We start from the raw sequence: 25,976 nt of genomic DNA, 5'->3' as shown, positions 1-25,976 counted from the left end.
AAATCAGGCGGAATGGTATTGTGGACAATTATGAAACGGGAAATGGTAAGGCTGGCATCGCGCCGGATATACCTCTTTATGATGGTAATCGCTCCGGTATGTTGTTTCCTGTTTTTTGCCGATCTTTTTAAAGAAGGAGTCCCTACGAATTTGCCGATAGCCGTTGTAGACAAAGACAATACTTCGACTTCCCGTTCCTTAACCCGTTCCCTGGATGCTTTCGGACAGACGGAGATTGTGATGCGTACCGGAGATTTTTCAGAAGCCCGGAAGGCGATGCAAAAAGGAGAAATATACGGTATATTTTATATTCCCGAAAATTTCCGGCAGGAAGCTTCTTCCGGAAAAGAGCCGGTATTGTCGTTTTATACCAACGATTCTTATATTCTTCCCGGTTCTCTGATATACAAAGATATGCGTTTACAGGCTGCACTGGCTAACGGAGCCGTACAGAAAGCTTTGCTGGAAGCAAAAGGAGATACAGATCCCCGGTTGTCGGCCCGTTTGAATCCGGTGGTCGTGGATACCCATCCGCTGAATAATCCCTGGTTGAGTTATGCCGTATATCTTTCGAATATATTGTTACCTGCGTTTTTGGGTATGTTTGCCATGTTTGTGGTTACCTATAGCTTTGGAGAAGAATTGAAAAAAGGGACAGCCCGGGAATTGATGGCATTGAGTCATGATTCGGTGTTGACGGCCGTTACCGGAAAGCTACTTCCGCAGTTGTTGATCTTTATGGTAATCGGTTGCTTTTGTCTGGCTTTATTGTACAGGTTTCTGCATTTTCCTTTAAATAGCGGATTTTTTCCGATGTTTCTGGTGATGTTGTGTCTGATATTGGCATCGCAGGGATTTGCTTTACTGATGACGGGGATTTATAGCCGGAACCGGATCGCATTGAGTACCTGTGCTTTGTGGTCGGTATTGTCGTTTTCTGTCAGCGGCTTTACTTTTCCCGTCCGTTCCATGCCGGAACCGATGCAATATTTTGTTCCTCTTTTTCCGATGCGGCATTATTATCTGATATATGTCGATCAGGCTCTTAACGGAATTCCGCTGACCTATTCCTGGCAGCCCTATATGGCTCTTGTACTTTTTATGCTTTTGCCGTTGCTTGTTATGCCGCGTTTGAAAGCCCGGTTGTTGAAAAATGAGTATTTGCCTTAAGAGGATGCAAAAATGAGAAAAATGTGGTATAACATAGGGTATATTTTTCGAAAAGAATTAAAAGCCGTTTTCGGTGACAGTGCGGTGTTGACCTTTTTTATCGCATTGACATTGGTATATCCGGTGGTGTATACTTATATTTACAGTAACGAGACGGTTTTCGACGTCCCTGTCGCAGTGGTAGACCGGGCAAATGGCTATGAAAGCCGGGAGTTTATCCGGGCGTGGGATGCCTCTTCCGGTGTTGCTGTGGTGGCGAAATGCAGGGATATGGAAGAGGCCCGGCAGTTGTTGTATGAGAAGAAAATATACGGTATTCTGGAAATACCTGCGGATTTCGACCGGGATTTAGTACAGGGCAGACAAGCTCATGTGTCTTTGTATTGTGATATGGGGGCTTTGCTTAATTACAAAGCTTTGTTGCAGGCAGCCAGCAGTGTCGCTATCGGAATGGGGAAGGCCATACAGGTAGAAGGCCTGCCTTATGCTTCGGTCAAACAACAGGAGTTGACAGCTTCTCCGGTGCGGATGGAAGAAGTAAAAATTTTCAATCCCCAAAGTGGGTATGCTACTTTTATCATCCCGGCTATTTTGATTTTGGTTATACAACAATCCCTTTTACTGGGAGTCGGCACTTTGGCTGGGACGGCCCGGGAGCGCAACCGTTTCGGGCGTGTAACACCGTCGAATGGGCATTATGCTGATCCGGTAGCGGTGGTTGTAGGAAAAGCTTTGGCTTATTTACCGGTTTATATTTTGATGTCCGTATGGATATTTGTGGTGGTACCTGGTATTTTTAACCTGACCCGGATTGGGGATAAATGGGAATTGTTTCTTTTTCTGACTCCCTTTTTGCTGGCCTGCGTTTTTTTGGCAATGGCCTTATCGTTTTTGTGCCGGCAGCGGGAAACACCTTTCCTGATATTCGTGTTTACATCGGTTCCTTTGATGTTTATGTCGGGTATATCCTGGCCTTCATCCGCGATTCCGGACTATTGGGTGTTTTTTTCAAAGCTTTTCCCTTCGACATACGGTATTGAAGGATATGTGAAAATAAATAGTTTAGGAGCTTCTTTCGGAGATGTCCGGGGAGAGTTTCTGAGCCTTTGGATATTGGTTGCGGTTTATTTCGTTTTGGCTTGTTTTTTGTATTATTGTGAGGGGCGTAGAATCCGGAAAACGTTTTCCGGTCTTTAGCTCTTTGCTGTTTTTATTGTATGGGATAACGTCGCTTGCCGTAGTGGGGAAATGAAGATCGCCGGGGTGAAAAACAGGAGAGAAAACCGCGGTAAAGGCTTGTGCAATTGATAATAAGGAGGATTGGAACGGAGTGGTTTGTGGTAAATTTTGCGTGTGTATCAGGTGTAATTTTAGATATTGGAATATGAAACGTAACTTTGGAATTATCCTTTTGGGGATATTTTTGGTATTGTGTGCTTGCCGGCATAATACGCCCGAAAAAGAAATGTTGCCGACAGTAAAAACAGATACTGTCAGGTGTTTTCAAAATGAATTGCATATCACTTATCCGGGGAAGGTAAAAGCTGCCTCGGATGTTGATCTGGCTTTTCGGATTGCCGGTCCGATTCTGAGGATGCCGGCGGAATCCGGAGCTTTTGTGCGTAAGGGGGAGTTGGTCGCTGAAATTGATCCGAGAGATTATGAAGTGCAGCTGTCAGCAACGGAAGCTGAGTATAAGCAAATCAAAGCGGAAGCAGAACGGGTAATCGAGCTTTACCGCCGTAACAGCGTACCGGTGAATGATTATGACAAAGCCGTATCCGGGCTTCAGCAGATTACAGCGAAATACAATGCTCATAAAAATGCATTGAAAGATACCCGTTTGCTGGCACCTTTTGACGGTTATATCCAGAAAAAATATTTCGAGAAGCATGAGACTGTGGGGGCCGGGATACCCGTGGTTTCTATGATTAATCTCGGTTACTTTGAGGTCGGGATTGATATTCCGTCGAGTGATTACGTGCGTCGGGAGCATTTCAAGTCGTTTGCCTGTACATTCGATGTTTTCCCGGACCGGGAATTTCCGTTGGAACTGGTCGAGATCACGCGGAAAGCAAACTTAAATCAGTTGTATCGGGTGAGATTGCGCTTGAAAGCCGATAAAGAGTCGGCTATTGCGGCAGGTATGAGTGTCAATGTAACGATAGAATACGAACCGGAATCCGTTGTTTTGACGAGTGTGCCGGCTACCGCCTTATGTGAGGAAGATGGGAAAGCTTCGGTTTGGGTGTATGATCCTGTATTGCAGAATGTAAAGCAACGTCCCGTAAAGATGGTCAAATTGCTGAAAGACGGGCAAGCTGTTGTATACGACGGCTTAAAAGCCGGTGATATAGTGGTATCGGCAGGTGTGCATCGTTTGAAAGAAGGGATGAAAGTGAAGGTGCTGAAATCAGTAAGTCCGACAAATGTCGGAGGTTTGTTGTAATGCCGTTTGTTGGTTTAAAGTAGAAGTTATGAGTATAACTGAATATGCCTTGAATAATAGGGCTTTGATGAAGTTTTTTATTGCCGTGCTGGTGGGTGGGGGAATTTTCGCTTTTCTTTCCATGAGTAAGTTGGAAGATCCGGAAATCAAGGTAAAACAGGCAATGGTAGTTACTGTTTATCCGGGGGCTTCGGCTCATAAAGTCGAGTTGGAGGTAACGGATGTGTTGGAAAGATCGATACGCTCGATGGGAGAAATCGATAATATCCAGTCGAAGTCTTTAGCGGATGTTTCACAAATCACCGTCGAGATGAAGAGTACGGTTGCTCCGGATGAGTTGGAGCAGGTGTGGGACATGTTGAGACGGAAGGTTGCCAATGCTCAGGCCGGTTTACCTGAGGGAGCGCGTCCGTCGCTGGTGATGGACGATTTCGGAGATGTGTACGGTATGTTTTATGCCATGACGACGGACGGCATCCCGGATGAGGAATTGATGGATTATGCCCGGTTGGTGAAACGGGAGTTGCAGGATGTGGAGGGAGTACGTCGTGTAGAAATCTACGGAGACCGTAAGCCATGTATCAATATCGAGATCATTCAGGACAAGATGGCCAATCTCGGCGTTCATCCTTTAGAGGTGTTGTCGACATTGACCAATCAGAATAAAACCGTGTACCCGGGGTATTTCAATAGCGGGGATATCCGGGTTCGGGTAACTATAAACGACGATTACCAATCGATAGAAGACATCAGGAATCTGATTATTCAGGGGCATGAACAGGACCAATTACGTTTGGGGAACATCGCTTCTGTGACACGGGGATATGATACGCCTTCCCGTAATGAAATGAGGTATGACGGGCAACGGGCTTTGGGGATTTCTCTGTCAATGGAAAAAGGAGGGAATATAGTCGAACTGGGAAAGGTCGTTGACCGGAAACTGGAACAACTGAAAGAAGCCCGTATTCCCCTGGGAGTGGAGTTTCACAAAGTATTTTTCCAGCCGGAGCAAGTACGGAATGCAATCAATGTATTTATGATTAATTTGTTGGAATCCGTACTTGTCGTAATTTTAATATTGATGTTTACGATGGGATTCCGAAGCGGTGCAATTATTGGGGCCGGGTTGGTTATTATTGTTCTGGGTTCTTTTGTCGTTTTGTATTTTTTTGACGGGACGTTACAGCGGGTGTCTTTGGGAGCTTTGATTGTGGCGATGGGGATGTTGGTCGACAATGCCATTGTCATTATCGACGGTATACAGGTCGATCTGGAACGTGGAATAAAGAAACCGGCAGCATTGACCAATATTGTGAAAAAAACGGCCATGCCTTTGCTGGGGGCTACTTTGATCGCTATTCTTGCGTTTTTGCCGATTTTTCTTTCTCCGGATACGACCGGGGAATATGTGCGGGATTTGTTTATTGTTCTGGCCGTATCTTTGCTGTTGAGTTGGATACTGGCTCTCACCCAGATTCCGGTGCATGCCGATCGTTTTCTGAAGGTGAAGCCCAGACAGGCAGAAAAGTTATACGATAGTAAGATATACCGCCTTTTCCGTCATTTTTTAAGTTATATGCTCTGGCATAAAAAACTGGCCGTCGGGGTTACGTTGGTGTTGTTGGGGGTGAGTATATGGCTTTATCGGTATATTCCCCAGGGATTTTTTCCGGATTTGAGTTATAGCCAATTGTATATAGAATTCAGTATGCCGGAGGGTACCCGGATTGAACGGGTACAGAAAGATATGGCTTCGATTGAGGATTACTTGTTGTCGCGCCCGGATATCACCCATGTGACGACGAGTTTCGGAGGAACGCCTTCCCGTTATAACCTGGTGCGTTCGATTGCCGAGCCGTCGATGTCGTACGGAGAGTTGATTGTCGATTTTACGGGGCCGGACGAATTGAAAACATCGATTCCCGAATTGCAGAAATATTTGACAGAAAATTATCCGGACGCTTATGCCAGGATTAAGCGATATAACCTGATGTATGAGAAATTTCCGGTAGAACTGATGTTTACCGGACCGGATCCGGCTGTATTGAAACAGTTGGCTGAAAAGACGGAACAAATAATGAGAAATGAACCTTCGGCTATGTTGGTGAGGAACGATTGGGAACCGATGATGCCTGTTCTGACCGTTGATTATTATCAACCGGTTGCCCGGACGGCAGGCTTGTCCCGTTCGGATATCGGGATTTCGATGCTCTCGGCTACGGACGGCTTACCGGTAGGTTCTTATTATGAAGGCACACATTCATTGCCGCTTTATATTAAAAGTGTCGATACGAAAGGGGAGAAGCCGGGTACTTTGAATACGGTACCGGTGTGGAGCATGATGCCTTCGACGGCCGTATTGAACAGCGAATCGGTCAAGGGGTTATTGATGGGGACGCTGAAAACCGAGGATTTACTGGAAGAAACTATCGGTTCCATTCCTTTGAGTCAGGCTACCCGGGGGATAGATGTGCGCTGGGAAGATCCCGTGGTGAGGCGGTATAACGGACAGCGTGCGATCAAGGCACAATGTAATAATGCTCCCGGTTATACGGCGGCAGATGTCAGGAGCGCCTTGTTGCAAAAGGTAGATACGATGACGCTACCGGAAGGCTATGCGATGAAGTGGCTGGGCGAATATCGTGCCAGTAGCCAATCGACAAAATATTTGTTCCGGAATTTACCTTGGGCCGGTATTCTGATGATCGGTATTCTGATTATGTTGTTCCGGGATTTTCGGAAACCGGCGATTATTCTTCTTTGTTTGCCTTTAGCTGCTATAGGTATCGTCATCGGGATTCTGATAAGCGGTAAAGATTTCGGTTTTGTAGCGATTGTGGGAGCACTTGGGTTGATCGGTATGATGATTAAGAACGGGGTTGTATTGCTGGACGAAATAACCTTGCAAATCGGTTCGGGTAAAGAGCCTGTTACGGCATTACTCGATTCTTCCTCTTCCCGCTTCCGGCCGGTGATGATGGCTTCAATGACGACGGTTGTGGGGATGTTACCGTTGCTGACGGACGATCTTTTCGGTTCTTTAGCTGTGACTATTATGTCCGGTTTGTTGGTCGGAACAGTGATTACCCTGGTTTTTATTCCGGTGTTATATGCTTTGTTGTTCGGGATAAAAGGAGAAAATAGAAAGAAGTTATGAAAATGTGGATAACCTTAGCGGGGCTTTTAATAGCCTGTGCCTTGCCGGCACAAGAAAAGCTGGATTTGCCGAAATGCCGGCAGATGGCGTTGGAAAACAGTAAGAAGCTGGGGATTGCCGGGCGGCAGTCAGCAAAAGCGACACTTGATAAAAAGGTTTACCGGGCCAATTTTTTCCCGAAGATTTCCGGGATGGGAATGTATGCCTATATGCAAAAGGATTATTCTTTTACGATTGACGGAGGATATTTACCGACTTATGTGCCCGATGCGTCCGGTAAATTGTTGCCTAATTTATTGCTTGATGCTGCCAATAGGCCGGTAATCGGTCCGGACGGGAATTATGTGTTCAGGCAATATGCTTTTCTACCGGATATTAATTTGTCTCTGGGCTTGGATAATGCATATACGGTCGGTGGTGTCGTAGAACAGCCGGTATATATGGGGGGAAAAATCCGTTCGGCTTTCCGGATGGCTTCTATCGGCGTGGAAATGGCTGAATTGAATTTAAAATCAGTCCGTGCGGAGGTAATAACAGAGACTGACGAAGCATACTGGCAGTTTTTGCGATTGAAAGAATTGGTCGTTTCTGCCGGAAAATACAAAGATGTGGTTGCTGAATTGGTGCGGAGTCTGACGGATGCTTACCAAACAGGTATGGCTTCTCAAAACGATTTATTAAAAGCACAGGTCAAGCTCAATGAGGCAGAATTGTTGCTGCAAAAAGCACAAAACGGGGAAAAACTGGCGGAAATGAATTTGTGCCGGGTAATCGGAGTGGATTTGGGGACATTGTTACAGGTAAAGGATTCGTTGTATGATGGGATTACTCCCGGTGTTTTATCGGTTGACGGATCCGGGGTGACAGCCCGCCCGGAGTATGGTATGCTGGACAGGAATATAGAATTGAAAAAGAATCAGACGAAACTGACCCGTGCGGATTTTTTGCCGCAGTTGGGCGTATCCGCTTCCTATGCCTGGACCGACGGTATTTCGGTAAACGGAGAAGCCGACGGTATGGCTTCTTTTATGGCGATGGCTTCTTTGAAAGTTCCGGTATTTCATTGGGGCGAAGGACGTAATAAGACAAAAGCAATGAAGGCTGAAGAAGAGATGAGTGAGTTGCAAAAAGAGGATATGGTGCGTCTTATGCAGCTTGAGGAAGCGAAAACCCGTTTTAATGTAGAAGATGCTGCTGCACGGGTGAGGCTGACGGCCAAATCTTTATTGCAGGCGAAAGAAAATCTGATGGTCAGTAAAAACCGTTATGAAGTAGGAATGGAAAGTCTGACGAATTACATGGAGGCACAGGCACAATGGCAGAAAGCCTGGAGTGACTGGATCGATGCCAAAGCCGAATTGCGTGTGAGTGAAACGCATTACCTCCGGGCGACCGGCAGATTGGAGTGAAAACAGGAGCATTTTCTCTCCTGTTTCCACTTGTTTGTCTTGAGTTCAACTTATAAATGCAACTTTTTGGGTGCGGATAATAAGCAATAAAAACATTTATTTTTCAGAGAGGAAAGAGAGACAATGTCCCCCTTTCTCTCACTCTGAATGGATAAAGTTTGCTATCTTTGCTTTAATTGTCCGTCCAAAGAAAAAAAAGTTGCAGATGAGCAAACATATAACCGAGGAACAAAGGTATGCAATTTCTATGATGTTGCAAATACCGATGAGCAAAAAAGCAATAGCGGAAGCTATCGGAGTAGATAAAAGCACTGTTTACAGGGAGATAAAGCGCAATTGCGACGCCCGAAGTGGTAGCTATAGCATGGAGCTTGCCCAGCGAAAAGCAGACAGGCGCAAGCAGCAAAAACATCGCAAGGAAGTGCTTACACCGGCAATGAGAAAACGGATAATAAAGCTGTTGAAGAAAGGATTCAGCCCGGAGCAGATTGTCGGCAGGAGCCGCTTGGAGGGAATTGCGATGGTATCTCACGAAACGATATATCGCTGGATTTGGGAGGATAAGCGGCGGGGTGGCAAACTGCACAAATATCTTCGCAGACAAGGTCGCAGGTATGCCAAACGTGGTTCTAAAAATGCAGGGCGAGGATTTATCCCAGGCAGGGTGGATATTGATGAGCGTCCCGAGATAGTGGAACTGAAGGAGAGATTTGGTGATTTAGAGATAGATACAATTATTGGTAAGAACCACAAAGGTGCCATTCTTACCATTAACGACAGAGCAACAAGCAGGGTCTGGATACGCAAGTTGTCGGGAAAAGAAGCCATCCCGGTAGCTAAGATTGCAGTATGGGCACTGCGGAAAGTGAAAAACTTAATACACACAATTACGGCTGACAATGGAAAGGAGTTTGCAAAGCACGAGGAAATTGCGCAAAAATTGGAAATAAAATTCTATTTTTGCAAACCATACCACTCATGGGAACGTGGTGCCAATGAAAACACCAACGGGCTTATCAGGCAGTATATCCCAAAGGGTAAGGACTTTAGTGAAGTAACCAACAAACAGATTAAGTGGATTGAAAATAAACTCAATAATCGACCTCGTAAAAGACTTGGATACCTCACGCCAAACGAAAAATTTAAACAAATTATTAATCAGAATTCTGTTGCATTTGCAAGTTGAATTCAGCTGTTTTATTCTTTTTCACTGACGGCTACGGCTTTTTGGTTTTTCCGGATAAGCATGCGTAAATAAAATAACCTGACGGTTTCCGGTGATACCTTGTATCGTTTCGCAATTTTTTGAAAAGAAAGCCCTTCGGTCCTTAATCTGCATATCTCATCTCTGTATTCATGTAGTTTTCCACAACTGAAACTACCTTTTGGACGTCCCAGTTTCATACCGGCTGCCCGACGGCGGGCCAATGCTTCGCGTGTACGTTGAGAAATCAGCGTACGTTCGATTTCTGCACAGAGTCCGAAAGCAAAGGCAAGCACCTGGCTGTTGATCGAAGTGTCGAATTTGTACCCTTCTTTGATGCTGTGGATGGTGATGCCCTTTTCGATGGATTGATGAATGATGTTCATGATATTCATCATTTTACGGCTGAGACGGGATACTTCCGTGATAATCAGAATATCCCCCCGCTGCAGGCGTTTGAGTAAAGAACCTAATTCCCGTTCGTTTTCTTTTTTGGTTCCGCTGACAGTTTCTGTACACCAGGTCGTTATTTCCAGGTCATGTTTCTTACAGAAATTCAGTACTTCGCTTTTTTGATTTAAGATTGTTTGTTTGTCTGTGCTTACACGTAGATAAGCTGCTACGATTTGTTTTCGTTCCATTTTTCGTTTTTTTCCCAATGTTGATAATAATATATAGACTAAGGCAGACTGACGGTTACGAACGGTTTCCCAATCCCGGTCGTATCGGTATGTGTCTGCTTAGGTGTTAAGAGTCAGTGCAAAAGGCTGTAGAAGGTGAAAAAGAGTAGTAAGCAGGGGTACATACGCTGTTTTTTCTCTGTGATCGATATAACGAGATATCTAGCATATTTTACCATTTTAGACAATTTTACGACAAATATAAAAAGTTTTAATTAAAACTTGGCTTATATCCGTCTATAGACGTTTTAATGTATTTGTTTTTTCTTTTTTTGGTTAAAATGAAACAATCCTTTTTCGAATGAGTATATAGAAGAGTACTTTTTAATTGTAGATTTATGATTTACGATTTTAGATTAATGGATCTGATAATGAATCAGTTTTCGAATGATTTACAATTGACGATCTGAAATTTACAATTTATATGTAGGTTTTAAGTTTACGATTATAGATAGAGCTTTCAATTTCCGTTTTGTTAAAAAAATGAAAATTGTAATTTTTTCAAAATATATTTATGAAAACAATATTTTTTTTAAGGAATATACTCGTTATGACGGGAATTGCCGTGATCGTATTTTCTTGTCGTCAGAAAACGGAATCTTTATCGATAGCGCAATTGGTAAAAACAGCGGAAGTGAAAACCCGGGAAGGTTTACTGACGGTTACTTATCCCGGTCGCTTACAGGCAGCTTCGGATGTAAAACTGTCTTTCCGGGTGGCCGGACCGATACAGAAAATTTTTGTTTCAGAAGGAGAATATGTTAAAAAAGGGCAGCTTTTAGCTCGCCTGGATCCCCGGGATTATCAACTGCAATATGATGCGGCACATGCTGAGTATATCCAGGTAAAAGGGGAATCGGAACGGGTGATGGAACTTTATAAGCGGAAGAGCGTACCGGTAAACGAATACGATAAGGCTGTTGCGGCTCTCAAGCGGGTGACGGCTGCTTACCATGCACAGAAAAATGCGTTGGAAGATACCCGTTTAAAGGCGCCTTTCGACGGGTATGTACAGACAAAGTATTTCGATGCTTTCGAGATCGTCAGTCAGGGGACTCCTGTCGTATCGATGATCAATAACGATTATCTGGATGTCGATGTGGAGGTTCCTTCCAGTGATTATATCCGGCGGGAAGATTTCAGGACCTTTTACTGTACAGCGGATGTTTATCCGGATCAGGAATTGCCATTGGAGTTACTGGACATCACCCGGAAAGCTAATTTTAACCAGTTATTTAAGGTCAGGTTTCGTTTAAAGCGGGACAATAATCTGAATCTGGCACCCGGAATGAGTGTCAGCGTTACAATAGATTATGCCCCTACGGCAGAACATCTGGCAGTCGTTCCGGTATCGGCTCTGTTTCAACAAGAAGGCCGTTCCTATGTGTGGTTGTTGGATACAGATAAACAAACCATAAAAATGTTTCCGGTAAAAGTGAGACAGGTGACGAAAAGCGGGGAGGCTATTGTAGAATCCGAACTCCGTCCGGGAGAACAGATTGTTTCTGCCGGAGTAAATAGCCTCAAAGACGGACAGAAAGTACGGATATTGCCCGCTCCTTCTTCTTCCAATGTCGGTCAGCTTTTGTGATCTCTGTTATTTCGACTTTTAGATATAAAAACTATGAATTTTACAGAATATGCATTAAAAAATAAGGCGTTGGTTTACTTCTTTGTGGTGGTACTGATTGTCGGGGGGATTTATTCGTTTATAACGATGAGTAAGTTGGAAGACCCTGCAATTACAGTGAAGCAAGCTATGGTGGTGACGGCTTATCCGGGCGCTTCTGCTTATCAGGTGGAATTGGAAGTGACCGATGTACTCGAGAAATCGATTCGTTCGATGGGTGATCTGGATCACGTAGAGTCGCGTTCGATGGATGATGTTTCCGAGATATTGGTGGAATTGAGCAGTACGGTACCTTTGGCTGAATTACAACAAAATTGGGATATTTTACGCCGGAAAGTGGTAAATGTACAGGCACAGTTGCCGGAAGGGGCGCAGACTTCTGTCGTTATGGATGATTTCGGCGATGTGTACGGTATGTTTTATGCTATGGTATCGGATGGTTTCGGTTACCAGGAAATGATGGATTATGCTCAGTTGGTAAGACGTACCGTATTGGATATTGACGGGGTGAGTAGTGTCGACATTTATGGGGAAAGAGAACCTTGTATCGACGTTCGCATACTGGAAGATAAAATGGCGAATCTGGGGGTACACCCTGCAGAAATAATCCTGACATTGAACAGTCAGAATAAAACGGTGTATTCAGGCTATTATAACAGCGGGGAAAAACGTATCCGGGTCGGGGTAAACGGGAATTTTAAAGAGATAGAAGACATCCGGAATCTGTTGATCCGGGGGCATGAGGAAGATGAGTTGAAACTGGGCGATGTGGCCGAAATTAGTAAAGGTTATGTCGAGCCTGCCCGGGAAGGCTTGTGGTATGATACGATTCCGGCTATAGCTATTTCTATTGCGATGCAGGAAGGCGGAAATATTATAGATTTGGGAAAAGTCGTCGATAAAAAGCTGGATGAACTGAAACAGGAAATTATCCCGGCGGGGATTGACTTTAAAAAAGTGTTTTTTCAGCCCACCCGGGTAAAAGAAGCAATCAATGTTTTTATGGTCAACCTGATCGAATCGGTTCTGATTGTGATTCTGGTCGTCATGTTGTCGATGGGATTGCGCAGCGGATATATCATTGGGGTTGGCCTGGTAATTGTGGTTTTAGGTTCTTTGGTCGTTTTACATATGATGCACGGTACGTTGCAACGGGTATCCCTGGCTTCGTTTATTATAGCGATGGGGATGCTGGTAGACAATGCGATCGTGATTGTCGACGGAATAATGGTCGATTTGCAGCGGGGAGTGCAAAAACCGGCTGCATTGGTCAATATTACGAAAAAAACAGCCTGGCCTTTGCTGGGGGCTACTACAATCGGAATTTTAACGTTCTTACCGATCTATTTGTCTCCGGATACGACGGGAGAGTATGTTCGTGACCTCTTTATCGTATTGGCGGTTTCTCTTTGGCTGAGCTGGATACTGGCATTGGCTTATGTACCGATACAGGCTGGCCGTATCTTAAAGCCGAAAGGCAAACCGGTCAGCGAGGCAGTGATGTATGAGCGGCCGGTATACCGGTTCTACCGGAGAATATTGCAGTTCTCCGTACACTATCGCTGGATGATAGTTGCGGTTGTCGTCATCTTGCTGGCCATCAGTATGTGGGGATTTCGGTTTATCCGTCAGGGGTTTTTCCCGGATTTGAGTTACAATCAGTTGTATATTGAATATCAAATGCCTTACGGGACAAATCCGGAAACTGTCCGTCAGGATTTGGCATCTATGGAACATTACCTGATGAGCCGGCCTGAAATAACAGCCGTAACGACCAGTCTGGGAGGAACACCTTCCCGTTATAATTTGGTCAGGACAGTGGCAGAACCTGCTTTAAGCTATGGAGAGCTGATCGTGGATTTTACCTCTCCGGCTACCTTGAAAACGAATTTGAATGAGTTGCAGCAATATCTTTCGGAACATTATCCCCAGGGATATGTCCGGATGAAACAATATAACCTGATGTATATGAATTTTCCGGTGCAATTTATGATCTCCGGTCCCGATCCGGCTGTGCTGAAAGATTTGTGCAGACAGGCAGAGAATATCATGCGTCAGGATTCGACGGCTGTTTTGGTGACGAATGACTGGGGGCCGATGACCCCTGTTCTGGATGTAAAGTACCATCAACAAATCGCCCGTATTTCCGGTTTATCGCGTGAGGACGTCAGTCTGGCTTTATTGGCGGCAACGGAGGGTTTACCGATAGGTTCCTATTATGAAGGAGATCATGATTTACCGATTTATATCAAAAGTGTAAACCGTAAGGGAGAACGTCCGGAACAGATTAATAACGTTCCGGTATGGAGTTTGGCCCCTTCGGTAAACGGGTTGAGTATGCAAATGGTCCGGGAGCTGATGACGGGAATGGTGTCTGAAAATGACATCCTGCGGGGAATGATAGGCTCCCGGCCTTTGAACCAGGCTATTAACGGTGTGGATATGAACTGGGAAGTCCCTTTGGTACGCAGGTATAACGGGCAGCGTTCGATCTCCGTACAATGTAATAACGCTCCCGGATTTACGGCGGACGAAACACGTAACAGTTTACTGGCACGTATGGATTCACTTCAGATTCCACCCGGTTATACGACCGAATGGCTTGGAGAATACCTGGCCAGCACCCAGTCGAAGCAATATCTTTTTAAGAACGTTCCTGTAGCTATCGTGTTGGTAATTGCCATCCTGGTCGCGTTGTTTGCGGATTTCCGTAAGCCTTTGATGATATTGCTCTGTTTGCCTTTGGCTATCATCGGAATTGTAGCCGGGATGCTGTTGGCGGGAAAAGATTTCGGTTTTGTCGCAATTGTGGGCGCATTGGGTTTGGTCGGTATGATGATCAAAAACGGGGTTGTCCTCGTTGATGAAGTAAATATACAGATACAGAGCGGCAAAGAGCCGTTTCTGGCTTTGCTCGATGCCTCTTCTTCACGTTTGAGGCCTGTGCTGCTGGCGGCGATGACGACAATTCTCGGAATGATCCCTCTGGTTAATGACGATATGTTCGGAGCATTGGCGGTTACGATTATGGGCGGATTATTTGTGGGCACGATTATTACTTTGGTTATACTGCCCGTGTTGTACGCTCTTTTTTATCGGATACGTTATAAAATACAGGAGAAAAAAGCGGCAGAGTCAAATTAGTTATTGCGTTAAATAATGCCTGTAGCCGTCCGGTGTTTTGAATCCGGATTGATTAAGGAATAGGAAATAAGTCAGGGACTAATAGTTTTAATAAAATGAAGTATTTTGTAATTATAGCTTTGTTGTTTTTTACAGACAATGCCGGTCTTTGGGCGCAGGTCAGGCTGGATCGTCAGCAATGCCGGGAAATGGCACTCGAAAACAGCAAACAGATGGCAATAGCCGGCAAGGAGAAAGAAAAGGCTGTGTATACGCTGAAATCTGTACGGGCCGGTTTTTTCCCGAGATTATCGGCGACCGGTATTGGTTTTTACAATCAGGAAAAATATTCGTACAAGCTGAAAGGCGGTTATCTGCCGACTTATGTTCCTGATGGACAGGGACAGTTACAGCCGAATGTGATGCTTGATCCGGCAACCGGTCGTCCGGTGATCGGTGCGGACGGGAAGCCGGTTTTTAAGGAGTATGCTTTTTTGCCCGATATAGGTATTAAAATCGGAATGCGGGGTGTTTACCTGGCCGGCGTACAATTGGAACAACCGGTTTATATGGGCGGTAAGGTCCGGGCTGCCCATCAGATGGCACGGACGGGAGAGGTGATGGCGGAAGAGAATGTACGGTTCAATCGTTCGGAGATATTATTACAGGTCGACCGGGCGTATTGGCAGATGCTAAGGGTACAGGAACAAGTGGGGGCAGCTAAAGCTTACCGGGAAGTGGTAAAGGCTTTGTTGCAGGATCTTCGTAATTCACAGGAAGTCGGCATGGTCAGCAACAACGACGTATTGAAGGTGGAAGTGAAATACAATGAAGCTCAGTTGATGTTGCAAAAAGCGACAAACGGGTTGATACTTTCACAAATGGATCTTTGCCGCTTGATCGGTTTGGACCTAAATACCCGATTACATTTGAGCGATACCCTGCCGGAAGCGACTTCGACCGGTTTACCCGATGCCGGTGGGAATGTGGAACAACGCCCCGATTATAAATTACTGAAAGAAGAAATCGGGTTGAAACAGAAAGAAATAAATCTTGCCCGTTCGGAATTTTTACCGCAAATTGGTGTTTCTGTAGGCTATGGTTATGGCGGTGGACTTGAATTGAACGGTGAAACAGATGCCAGTGCTTCGCTGAATGCCATGGCTTCTGTCCGGATCCCTCTGTTTTATTGGGGAGAAGGAAGGAATAAAATAAAGGTTGCTGAGGTAGAGCGCGAGATGAGCCAGTTGAATCTGGAAAAATCTGCTCAACTGATGGAATTGGAGGTTGCCTCTACCCGGTTTAATATTCAGGATGCCCGTACCCGTATTGAGATGTGCCGGAATGCCTTGAAACAGGCAGAAGAAAATTTGCGCATATCGAAGGCGCAATATGATGTCGGTATGGAAAGTCTTTCGAATTTGCTCGAAGCACAGGCACAGTGGCAAGAAGCCTGGAGTCAGTGGGTGGATGCCAAAGCAATGCTGCAACTTAGTGTATCGGAATACCTGAAAGCCGTCGGAGGTCTGGAATAAACGAATGTCCGGGGAGAGCCCCGGACATTCGTATTTAATTCGCTTTCCGGTTTCTATTTTTTGTTTCCGGATTTGTCCGGGAATGCAGGGATAGCCGGTTCTTTCGGTGATTCAGTTTTCAATTTTTCCAGAATGACCTCAATGGCCTTGTTCAATTGTTCGTCTTCACCCATATATTCTTTGTACGGGTCGTTATTGATTTCCATATCCGGGCTGACTCCGGAGCCTTCGATGATAAAACCGCTGCCGTCTGCGGCGAATGGGGCGTAGGAAGGCGTTACGATAGAGCCGCCGTCGACAACGGGAACCGTACCGCTATAACCGACAACACCGCCCCAGGTACGGTGTCCGATAACAGTACCCAGATTGTTGTATTTAAAACGGTAAGGGAACAAATCTCCGTCGGAGGCTGAATAACCGTTTACCAATAATACTTTCGGTCCGATAAATGTACCTACCGGATTGACAGAACCTTCCGTCTGATTGGTATGCATGGTATAAAAAGTAGGAGTACGTAGCAGACGTTCGGTAATCATCGGAGATACGTTACCGCCTCCGTTCCCCCGGTCGTCGATAATCAAAGCCTTTTTGTTCAATTGCGGATAGTAGTGTTTTACAAATTCATTTAAGCCGGCGACTCCCATATCCGGAATGTGAATATAGCCGACTTCTCCGTTGGTGGCTTCATTCACCTTACGGATGTTGTTTTCGACCCAATTGTAGTAGTACAACTGTGATTCGTCGGCTAACGGAGTTACCAGTACCGATCGTGCACCACTGGCTTCGGGCCGGGTGTTGACTTCTATTTCGACGGTTTTACCGGCCTTGTCAATCAGGTATTCGGATAAATTGTCGGTTTCCTTTAATGAACGGCCGTCGATAGAGATCAGATAATCTCCTTCTTTAACGTTTACTCCAGGCATAGTGAGGGGAGAGCGGGTGGCTGCGTTCCAATTGGCTCCCTGAATGATCCTGGCAACCTGGAAATAGCCGGATGCATCTTTCCGGAATTTGGCCCCCAGTAAACCCATCGGAATACGGGTCGGTTCCGGATGTTCTCCGTTGGCGGAATAGGCATGTCCGACACTCAATTCCCCGATCATTTCTCCGATGATGTAAGTAAGGTCTGTACGGTGGTTTACATAAGGAATCAATACTTTGTATTTTTCATATACGGCATTCCAATCCACTCCGTGCATATTTTTTGCATAGAAAAAGTCCCGCATTTGCCGCCAGCTTTCATTATATATCTGCATCCATTCCTGATGGTAGTCAATATTTTTCTTGACGTCTTTCAGGGATATCGGTTTGCTGATATTCACGGCAGAAACGGGAATGTCGATTACTTCCATTTGTCTGCCGCTCATTGCCAGTGCTTTTTTGTAGCCGGGACCAAAGCCGATACGGGCATTCAAAGCCGTTTCCTGCCGTTTGTCGAGATCGTAGAAATAACCTTGTCCGTGACGGTTGTAATACACCTTATTGCCGATCATTTCGATGCCGTAGTAATTGGCGGCCATAATCGGCAACTCTATGATCCGGTTGCTTAGATTGTCAAAATCATAAACGATTTTGTTGTCATTTTTGACCGGCTTATTGTTTTTCGATTCTTTAGCCGTACTTTTTTCCGGTTGGGGTTTGTCCTGCTTTACCCGGTCGTTTTCCGGTGCGAATGGGATGTCGGCGTCTTTTGCCAGCGGGAGTATATACACTTTATTCATATTCGTATATACATGATTCCATTCGGTTTGGCTATAGGTCGGATTGAACGTACGGGCGGAACTGAAAACAAGGTATTTACCGTCTGTACTGAAATTGGGAGAACCGGTTTGATACCAACCGTCGGTAATTACTTGCTTTTCTCCGTTTTCGGTATTGTAAACGATAATGTTGTTCATGCCTTTTTCCGGACGGATAAAAGTAAGGTATTTGCTGTCGGGCGACCAGTTGTAGGAATGAATCGGAGCGATCCCAGAAGTTTCGACAACGGTTGTTGTCCCCGATGATACATCGGTGATGTTCAATGTATTACGTTTTTCATTCCAGGCAATTTTTTTACTGTCGGGCGACCATTTCAAATCGAAGATATATGTCTTTAAATCTTGGGTCAGTTGTCGTTCCTTACCGTTGAAAGCATCCCGCAACCAGATATTGAATTCCCCGCTTTTATCGGAGATATAGGCAATTTGTTGGCCGTCGGGCGACCAGCTTCCGGCAAAATCATTGGCATCGGAAGAATTTGTCAGGTTATAGGTCACTCCTTTTTGTGCCGGTACTGAAAATAAATCGCCCCGGGCAGAAATCAGGAGTCTTTCTCCATTGGGAGATATATCGGCGGAAGCGATCTGATTACTGACATCTTTCAGTTCCGGGCGGGAGTATATCTGGTCATTATCGATATTTACATTTACTTTTGTGGCCTGTTTGCTATGGGTGTCGAATTTATAAATATAACCACCCTGCTCGTAAACGATCTGGTCTTTTCCGATAGCCGGGAATTTGATATCGTAATCTTTGTAAAATGTGAGCTGCCGGGTTGACTGATCACTCAGGTTGTATGCAAACAGATTCATGACGTCGTTGCGGTCGGAAATGAAATAGATCTCTTTTCCGTCGGCAGACCACATCGGAATAATATCCTGCCGTTTGTTATCGGTGATTTTTTCCGATTTTTTTGTGTCGAAGTCAAAAATACGAATATCATCGGCCATACCTCCTTCATATCTTTTCCAGGTCCGGAATTCCCGGAAAACGTGGTTATAAGCCAGTTTTTTCCCGTCGGGAGAATAGGAAGCGAAACCGCCGTCACTCAAAGGAATTTCTGCCGGCATACCGCCTTCTACCGGTACGGTAAACAGTTGGCCCGTAAAATCGTTAAATGTATAACAGCGGGACCGGTAAAGGATTTGCTTGCTGTCGGGAGTCCATCCGATAACGATATTGTTGGGACCCATACGGTCGCCCAAATCATCGCGTCCCAAAGTGGCTGTAAAGGTTAATCGCCTGGGTTCTCCTCCCTCTGCCGGGATGACAAAAACCTCGGTGTTACCGTCGTATTGCCCTGTAAAAGCAATGTATTTTCCGTCGGGAGAAAATCTGGGAAACATTTCGTAGCCGATATGAGATGTCAGGCGGCGGGCTGTACCTCCGTCAGCATCTACCGTGTACAAATCTCCGGCATACGAGAATACGATTTTATCTCCGTTTATGTGCGGGAAACGTAATAGCCTCCCTTCTTCGCCATAAGAAAAAATCACTGAAGCCAATAGGCCGAGTGTCAGTAAAATGTTTTTCATATTCGATGTATTTATGATTATAAAGCTGTTATAATTAATATTAGATGTATTATTGAGATAAAGGTTTATTCCGTACCGCTTATTTTGTAACAATTTTTCGGTTTTGGGATTTCGCAGATTTTGTTGATCCCGGTGATTTTAATTATTACCAATTTTATTTCAACCCGATTTTGTTCCGATTGGGCTTTGTGCTTCCGGTCAAATATAGCGTTCTTTTTTCAATTTAAATATGAACATAATCAAAAAAACGGGAAAGGAAAGTATAAAAAAACTGCACAAACAATCCTTTCTCAAACAAGCTTGGTAAATGTATGAAATCGGTTGTTTGTGCAGAAAACAGATCAGAATGACTTGGGATCAAAGAACCTCTCTGTTTTTTTTCCATTTTTAAGAGTCTCTCGCACATTAAGAAGGTTGCCATGCCCCGACTTGGGAAAGGAGCACGGCAACACGAAAAATTGACTTATTATCAACTTGGGATATCTTTATTCAAAAACTTGAAATTGTGCTACTTGAGCTGTTTCACTCGAAATGAAACAATAAATTTTGTAATTGCCCGGAGCAAGTGAACTGATATCAATTGTTGCACTTCCCCCTGTAAAGGCTATCGCTTCTTTGGTAATAAGCGCCTGGTTATTCATGTCCGTTACCTGGAACACAACTCTGCCCATATTTTCAAAGAACGTATTTACTATAGTCTTTTTATCCGATGATAAAACTCCTTTTATTAATGTCGGCTGTACTGAGGTCGGATATACGATATCTCCCATATCAACGCCTTGGTAAAGCAACTCTTCGTCTGTTATTGAAAATGCAGGAGAGATAATCAAACCAAATAATATAGCTACTAAACTGAATAATTTTATTTTCATGACTTCGATTCGTTTTGGTTATTGAAGCTGTGACAAAGGTAAGGCAAATATTCCCCGGCCTCCAAGTCATTTTCTTGGACATCCCTGGGGACAAAATCATTTTTTTAATTGGATATACGTATTGATTTTAAGTGTATTAATCTAAAATATGCCGGGGACATCCCTGTTTTCACCCTTTTTTCAGCCTATTTTTTTATAATAAATGTATCTTATAACTGACTCAAATATTCTTCCAGTGTGACTTTCGGATTGTCGTTTCCGACCAGTTTGAGTTTTAACCGGTACTTCCTTTTTTTCAGGGCATCGAAGGAAATACGGAAGATCTGTGCGATATCGCTGATGTTCCATTGGTGGCGGAGCATCGATGCCAGCAGGATTTCCTCGATCGAAATATCCGGACATTGCAGCTTAAGCTTTTCAATAAAGCGGTTTTCGATGTTCATCAGGGCGGCAAACAGACGGTCAGAGTAATTGCTTTTCTGGTGGCGGAAAGCGTCCTGAAACTCATCGTACACCTTTGTCGGAATAATATTGACATTTCTGTAAAGAACCCGTTCGATTTCCGTATAGGTGTCGTTATTGTCGTTGATCAGTTCCTTGGATAAGGCAAATCCCCATTGGGTTTTTTTGATCTCTTCGGTTAAACGGGTATTCCGTACTTTTAGTTTGCGATGGTTCCACATAAAATACAAGGCAATGATACAAGCCACCAATGCGATGATAAAGATGACCATGATAATACCGAGACTGCGGTTTTTGGTTGCCAGATTTTCTTTTTCCTGTTTTTCGAGTTTGTATTTATTTTCCAGTTCCTTTAAATCGGCATTTTTATTTTGGGAATGGATTTTATCTTTTACCTCGTTGTATTTTCCTCTTAATTCGCAGGCTGTTTTATAATTGCCCTCCGTTTCTTCCAATTGGAAAAGGATGCTGTAGCCGTTGGCGATATTATATAAATTGCCTTCTTTTTCGGCAGCATTCAGCATTTTCATACAGTACAGCCTGCAACTGTCGGTATTTTCTTTGTACTGATATATTTTAGTAATTAGTAAATAAAGGGGCGATTTTTTGGAAAAATCTCGTTTTTCCATAATAGATATACATTGTTTGCTGAAATTTATGGCTGTATCATAATCTTTGATCTCTTGATGTAGATAACTTTGATAATTCAAAATACTTAAATGGAGGTCTGTGATATTGGTTTTTTGTCCGTCGTCTATTTTCCGGATTATTCGCCTCGCTTCGGACAATTGTTCTTTTGCTTTTCTGAATTCCTTTTGTTTTATATACAAAATGCCGAGTTGCCTGTGTGCATAAGTTACCGATATGGAATCTTTTAGTTTGGAATATAAATTGAGGGCATTATTGCAATAGCTTTCGGCTTCTGAAAGATTGCCTTGTCTGTTTTGAATTTGCCCCAGCCAATAGTAGATTAATCCCAGGATGTGCGGATCGTCTTTACTGCTTTTGTCGTAGTTGATCTCGGCTTGTTTTAGTAAGTCGTAAGCCTTTTCTACATCCTTCCCTTGCAGATATAGGTGTTCACCCAGATAAAATTGGATACGGGCCAGTTTTAGAAAATCGTCTTGATTTTGATAGTATTGATAGGCAAACTGTAAAGTGGAATCGTTTTTCAGCCTTGTTCCGGTTTTATCCCCACTGGCAGCCTCCAGCAAATAGAAGTAGGCCTTTTCTTCTTTATTCAGAAGATCGGGATCGAGATTTTTTAAACTGTCTTTTACAGCGAAAGGGTCTGTTTTCAATAAAAGATCCCATTTTTCCAGTTGTCGGAAATGAGAAGAATTGAAATTACAAGAAATAAAGAGCCCCAAGAAGATAATTAAAGTCAAAGTTATTTTCATCACACACTAATTTTTTGCAAAAATATACTAACTTTAATAATAAATCAATGCTTTCCGCAGACTCTTTTTTTACTGGAAATGTTTTTTTTAACATTTAACTTTTAATTACCTTTCAATTTATCCTTTTTTAATCCTGAATTAAAAAATTGAAATATTTATAAAAATCAGACATAATGTAATTTTATTCTGATAAATCCGGTGTTTTTTATTCTCTTTTTTTAGTTAAAAAATGGCTGTTTTTGCAGTGATAAGGTTTTTGTAAAAAACAGGTCTTATAATCAGTGTGTTATAAGTGTAGTGATAAGGTTTTTGTTTGCCGGCAATTGAATCTTTTTTGCTTTTGTCTTCTAAATTTAACACAGACAATCAAATGCAGCCGTTATGAGCCGTTATGTCAAATCGAAAGCATTTCCTTTGCCTGGGCTATTGGTGGTGTGTTTTAGTATGGCTATTGTATTGCGGTAGTCTCCCGATCCATTGCTTCTCATACCGATGATTGATCGTCTCTTTAGTCGCCATGTACCGGCCGGTATCCGGCCGGGAACGGCGATGTATTTGTTCACTATTAAATTTCATCATCATGAAAAAACTTGTTCTTTATTTAGGATTGTGGGCGATCAGCCTCGGTAGCTCCGGACAAGCGACAGAGTTACCTCAGACCTCGAATTTGAGCGTTATACCTCCGACTCCGGAGGCGGCGGCTTTGATTCGTTTTGTGGAGTATCCCGTATCTTATTATACGGGAGTTCCGGAAATCAGTGTTCCTCTATACACGGTCAAAAGCCGGGAAATCTCTTTTCCGGTAAGTTTAAATTATCATGCTTCCGGGATCAAGGTTGAGGATGTGTCCGGATTTGTGGGATTGGGGTGGAGTCTGAATGCCGGTGGGGTAATCAGCCGTGTAGCTCATGGAAGTTTGAGTGGACAGAGCGTGGATATCCGGGACCGGGATTCAGTGGTGGCAGCCAATGATATCCGGTATTTAAAGTATGTGGCCAATGATATCACCAATGCGAGCCTGGATCGTTATTATTATAATTTTTGCGGTATTTCGGGATCGTTTGTTATTCAGTCGGACGGTACTATCGTTCAGATACCGGAGACGGAAAACCGGATAGAGCGGATATCTGCCCTTTCTCCTTTACCGGGAGTTCCGGATAAGGATTTTAAAATAACGACCCCGGACGGTATGATGTATTATTTCCACAACCGGGAGTATATTGTGTCCAGTGGTGGAGATTATACCGGTTCTTCCTGGTATTTGTCTAAAATTGTTTCATTTAACCGTACCGATACGGTGAGTTTTAATTATTCCACGGAAGAGTCTTGGAGTAAAACGACTCTTGGTACCGCGTTGGCGGCAACAGTTAAATACGTTATACTGGTGCATGAAAACCCCAAACATGCAGACACGAGTTATATGTCTCTTCGATTAGATAAATACACTCGTTATGAAAAATGTCAGCTTTTAACCGATATTCGGTTTAACGGACATAAGATCGTATATTCCTATGCTGCTGACCGTACAGATACAGGTTTAAAAAAAAGACTGAAGGGAATAGACTTGTATGCCAATGACGTATTATTGCAACGGGTGAATTTGGGAAATGAATCGTATTTTCCCGATGGCCGGATGAAATTATCGAAAGTGGAGATGCTTGATAAAAACGGAAATAAAACAGACGCGTATGCCTTTAAATATGTTAATGAATCAACGGCTTTAATCGGTAACGGTTATGCTCAGGATTTATTTGGGTTCTATAATGGGAAAAACAACATGACTCTGAATGTCGTTTTGGATAACGGTACCCGTTCCAGACACAGGGATTATGTTTTTCCGGAAGCTTCTTATTATACCTTAAATGAAATAGGACGGATTGCAGGAGGGTATACCCGTTTTACATACGAACCGGGAATATATGAGAGTGCGGACCGGCAGCTTAAAATAGGGATCCGCGTTGCTAAAATAGAAGATTATGACGGAGGTGTCAGTGCGGTAAAGAGCCGGGTTTATACTTACGAAAATGCAGTCCCGACTTCTATGGTCGATCCGTATGACCTTCGGAATTATCTGATTCAGACGGGTTATAATTCTTTTACATATATAATTCCTGGGAGTCCGGAGCCGGTCAGACAAACCAATACCTATTATTCTTCTTCGCGGATACCGGGAGTTCCGGTGGAAGATACCCGGATTTATTATAGTAAAGTGACGGAAACTGTCACGGGAAACAATAGTCTGGAAGTGTTACGCAATATCTACGAATACGATCCCAATAACCTAAAGAATATAACTCGTATTTTTGGAGCTCAACAAAGTACGGGAACCAGTGAGCACGGAATTTATAGGTATATAGGTTCAGAGGCTCCGAGTGACCGTTTTCGACCGAGATATTTTAGTAGTCATACCCTTGAATCGAACTGGGCAGCGGGTAATCTGTTAAAGAAGACGGTATACAAGCAGGAAAACGGGACGTTTGTTCCGGTAGAGTGTGTGACGAATACGTATCAGAAATATAATGAACGGTATATCCCGGTTTCTCTTTTTTCCCGGAGTATGATTTATCTGCGGGATGAAAATGCGCATCCGTACGATATATTTCCCCATACTCATTTTTCCGATTTTTTCTTTTTTAATGTATATGTGCGTACGGGTTGTTCGCGTTTGAAATCAACCACAACGGAACGGTATTTCGGTAATACATTGATGACAGAGTCTTTGGTTTATGAATACAACAGCCTGGATTATCCGGCCCGTTCCGGCGACAATATGCAGGTGCGTAAACAGACTTATTCGGTTGGAGACAAGAATTATATAAGGCGTTTTTACTATCCGGCGGATTATCCGGCAAACACGTATACCTTTATGTGTGCCCGGAATAATATCCTGCCGGTCGTCAAAGAAGAGCTGGAGGTAAACGGGACAACGGCATCCGTACAGAATACTTACAGTAGTCTGACACTTGGTGGGACTTCCCAGGTAAAACAGACCGGTTCGGTCAGTATGCTGAACGGCGTTGAAACGGGACGTCAGGGCATAAGCTACGATGAACACGGCAATCCGGCTTGCCTGACAAAGCCGGGAGAACCGACGGTTTGTTATCTCTGGGGATACAGCGGGTCTTATCCTGTTGCGGAAATTAAAAATGCCGCTTATTCGGCTGTCGTATCGGCAATGGGAGGAGAAGCTGTTGTAAAGGCAATGGCAAAAGCGATTGTACTTTCTGCTAATGATATCACGAAATTAAATGCTTTGCGTACGGCTTTGCCGCAGGCGGAAGTCTCGGTTTACATCTATAATCCCTTGATCGGGGTGACGAGTGTTACCGATCCTTCCGGCCGGAAAGTGAGTTATGAGTACGACAATGCGGGACGCCTGCAACGGATGACGGACGATGACGGAAATCCGCTACAGAAATACGAGTATATGATTAAAGGACAGTAGCAGGTTGCTGGTTGTAAATTTTAGACTTTAAATTGGAATATGAGTCGGAGAGGATTTGGGATTTATGAGTTATGATTTTTAATTGATACATAAATCCGGATTTTCAATGGTTGATCACGATCCGTCTTTTCCGACGGGATGACG

At 43.9% G+C, this 25,976-nt stretch carries 14 protein-coding genes; 10 read left to right on the top strand and 4 right to left on the bottom strand.

Annotated features, from left to right (window positions below):
* Nucleotides 1–12: 12 nt before the first annotated feature.
* The 6 genes from BN8908_RS14135 to BN8908_RS14110 all read left to right on the top strand — a co-directional run bounded on the left by BN8908_RS14135 (nt 13) and on the right by BN8908_RS14110 (nt 9,371).
* Nucleotides 13–1,170 (top strand): ABC transporter permease, encoded by a 1,158-nt coding sequence (locus BN8908_RS14135; protein ID WP_068691285.1) that lies wholly within the window; start codon nt 13–15, stop codon nt 1,168–1,170.
* Nucleotides 1,171–1,191: 21 nt separating this feature from the next.
* Nucleotides 1,192–2,367 carry an ABC transporter permease gene (locus tag BN8908_RS14130; RefSeq protein WP_235837441.1) on the top strand — a complete coding sequence of 392 codons (1,176 nt, stop codon included), beginning with the start codon at nt 1,192–1,194 and terminating at the stop codon, nt 2,365–2,367.
* A 187-nt stretch (nt 2,368–2,554) separates the two neighbouring features.
* Nucleotides 2,555–3,619, top strand: a complete 1,065-nt coding sequence (locus BN8908_RS14125) for an efflux RND transporter periplasmic adaptor subunit (RefSeq protein ID WP_068691283.1) — start codon at nt 2,555–2,557, stop codon at nt 3,617–3,619.
* 28 nt (nt 3,620–3,647) lie between these two features.
* On the top strand, nt 3,648–6,776 hold the full coding sequence (locus BN8908_RS14120; protein WP_068692325.1) for an efflux RND transporter permease subunit: 3,129 nt from the start codon (nt 3,648–3,650) through the stop codon (nt 6,774–6,776).
* On the top strand, nt 6,773–8,185 hold the full coding sequence (locus BN8908_RS14115) for a TolC family protein (protein WP_068691281.1): 1,413 nt from the start codon (nt 6,773–6,775) through the stop codon (nt 8,183–8,185). The genes BN8908_RS14120 and BN8908_RS14115 overlap by 4 nt, the downstream gene beginning before the upstream one ends.
* Nucleotides 8,186–8,390: 205 nt before the next feature.
* Nucleotides 8,391–9,371, top strand: a complete 981-nt coding sequence (locus BN8908_RS14110; protein WP_005794072.1) for an IS30-like element IS4351 family transposase — start codon at nt 8,391–8,393, stop codon at nt 9,369–9,371.
* An 11-nt stretch (nt 9,372–9,382) separates the two neighbouring features.
* Here the strand turns inward: BN8908_RS14110 and BN8908_RS14105 are convergent, their stop codons facing one another.
* Nucleotides 9,383–10,030: a recombinase family protein gene (locus tag BN8908_RS14105; RefSeq protein ID WP_021989475.1), complete on the bottom strand. Its 648-nt coding sequence runs from the start codon at nt 10,028–10,030 to the stop codon at nt 9,383–9,385.
* A 553-nt stretch (nt 10,031–10,583) separates the two neighbouring features.
* On the opposite strand from BN8908_RS14105, the gene BN8908_RS14100 reads away from it, so the two are divergent.
* From BN8908_RS14100 to BN8908_RS14090, 3 genes are all read left to right on the top strand, one after another.
* Entirely contained in the window at nt 10,584–11,660 is a 1,077-nt protein-coding gene (locus tag BN8908_RS14100; RefSeq protein ID WP_068691279.1) for an efflux RND transporter periplasmic adaptor subunit, read from the top strand.
* A 33-nt stretch (nt 11,661–11,693) separates the two neighbouring features.
* Nucleotides 11,694–14,843, top strand: coding sequence for an efflux RND transporter permease subunit (locus tag BN8908_RS14095; RefSeq protein WP_068691277.1), 3,150 nt, complete (start codon nt 11,694–11,696; stop codon nt 14,841–14,843).
* A 95-nt stretch (nt 14,844–14,938) separates the two neighbouring features.
* A complete protein-coding gene (locus BN8908_RS14090; RefSeq protein ID WP_068691276.1) occupies nt 14,939–16,357 on the top strand; it encodes a TolC family protein in 1,419 nt (472 codons plus the stop codon).
* A 53-nt stretch (nt 16,358–16,410) separates the two neighbouring features.
* On the opposite strand, the gene BN8908_RS14085 is transcribed toward BN8908_RS14090, so the two are convergent.
* From BN8908_RS14085 to BN8908_RS14075, 3 genes are all read right to left on the bottom strand, one after another.
* A complete protein-coding gene (locus tag BN8908_RS14085) occupies nt 16,411–19,653 on the bottom strand; it encodes a S41 family peptidase (protein WP_068691275.1) in 3,243 nt (1,080 codons plus the stop codon).
* 485 nt (nt 19,654–20,138) lie between these two features.
* Nucleotides 20,139–20,525, bottom strand: a complete 387-nt coding sequence (locus BN8908_RS14080; RefSeq protein WP_068691273.1) for a hypothetical protein — start codon at nt 20,523–20,525, stop codon at nt 20,139–20,141.
* 209 nt (nt 20,526–20,734) lie between these two features.
* Nucleotides 20,735–22,387: a tetratricopeptide repeat protein gene (locus BN8908_RS14075; protein WP_068691271.1), complete on the bottom strand. Its 1,653-nt coding sequence runs from the start codon at nt 22,385–22,387 to the stop codon at nt 20,735–20,737.
* A 580-nt stretch (nt 22,388–22,967) separates the two neighbouring features.
* On the opposite strand from BN8908_RS14075, the gene BN8908_RS14070 reads away from it, so the two are divergent.
* Complete coding sequence (locus tag BN8908_RS14070; RefSeq protein WP_068691269.1) at nt 22,968–25,832, top strand: RHS repeat protein; 2,865 nt, start codon at nt 22,968–22,970, stop codon at nt 25,830–25,832.
* The last annotated feature ends 144 nt before the right edge of the window (nt 25,833–25,976 follow it).

It is taken from the genome of Culturomica massiliensis (assembly GCF_900091655.1).
Taxonomy (GTDB): domain Bacteria; phylum Bacteroidota; class Bacteroidia; order Bacteroidales; family Marinifilaceae; genus Culturomica; species Culturomica massiliensis.
Note: the sequence above shows the minus strand (reverse complement) of the source record. Positions and strands in the feature narration are given on the sequence as shown.